Here is a 1,170-nt window from a genome sequence, read left to right as displayed (position 1 = left end):
CTCAGCGACTGGGCCGTGGCGCTCACCTCTTCCGAGGCCCCGGCCAGGGCTTCGGCACCACCGTTGACTTCGCTCACGACCTGCGACAGGCGGTCGACCATGGTCTTCATGGCCATCAGAACACTGCCGGTGTCTCCTGCCTTGACCTGGATGGCCAGGGACAGGTTGCCGCTGGCCACGTTGTTGGCGATCTCAGCCACGTAGGCAGGTTCACCACCGAGCTGCTTGACCAGGGACCGCGTGATCATCAGTGCCATCAGCAAGGCGAGCACGGCGCAGGCAAGGAGGGCGCCCACCACCCACGCGCGGGCCGATCCGTACACCTTGGCGGCTTCTTCCGCCGCCTGATTGCCGCCGTTGATGTTCATCTCCGACAAGCGGTCGGTGGCTTCGCGAATGTCGTTGTAGTACTTCAGTGCTTCACCGTCCAGAACAGCCTTGGCTTCTTCTGTCTTGCTGTGCGAACGCAAGGTGATCATCTGGGCATGCGCGGCGAAGAATGCTTCAAGGTTGCTCTTGGTCGTTTCGAAGAGTTGCCGCTCTTCTGGCGACACCACCAGCTTGCTGTAGTCAGCCCACAGCGCACGGGTGGACGCGATGCGCTCGTTCGATTCCTTGATCGCCGAATCGATCGCCGCGGGATCCTGATCCACGATCAATCGGAACTGCAGCACGCGGATCCGATTGATGTTCGCTTTGCTCGACAGGATGTCCTTCACGCTGGGCATCCAGTTGGTGGCGAGATCCACCGTCGAGGCATTGACCGTGCCGAGCTGGACGATGGCATAGGTGCCCAGCCCGATCATCAGGGCAAGGACGAGGACGAAGGAGCCGAAGAGCTTCGTCGCCAGTTTCATTTGAGAGAACATGAGAACTCCTGAGAGGTTGAAGTAGCGGATGAGACGGGGGCGAGCGCTTGTGCTGCGCCGGTGTCAAAAGTGCGCGAAATGCCGTTCGTCGATGTCGCCCGTGTCAGATCTGGCTGCGGATGTGGCCTGGGCATCGGACCGGCGCCCGATGGTTGTTTTCTTGGGTGCGGCGGCGTTCCTGCGCGCAGGGGGCGCCACCGCGCGCGCCTGCACTGCACCACCCTGCAGCTTGAAGAAGCCCATGGTCTGCTTGAGCTGCTCGGCCTGGTTGCTCATCTCTTCGGCGGTGGCGGCCAGCTCT

General features: G+C 62.1%; 1 protein-coding gene and 1 pseudogene. Both read right to left on the bottom strand.

All coding sequences use genetic code 11. The annotated features are described in order from the left end of the window. Positions 1-857: MCP four helix bundle domain-containing protein (locus tag EIP75_RS23760; RefSeq protein WP_199758690.1), on the bottom strand; the 857-nt coding region annotated here is incomplete at its 3' end. A gap of 75 nt (positions 858-932) precedes the next feature. Then, positions 933-1,170, bottom strand: a pseudogene (locus EIP75_RS24785) (methyl-accepting chemotaxis protein); the annotation flags it as partial.

It is taken from the genome of Aquabacterium soli, from assembly GCF_003933735.1.
In the GTDB taxonomy this organism is placed as follows: Bacteria; Pseudomonadota; Gammaproteobacteria; order Burkholderiales; family Burkholderiaceae_C; genus Aquabacterium; species Aquabacterium soli.
This window is presented reverse-complemented; position numbering and strand designations above follow the sequence as displayed.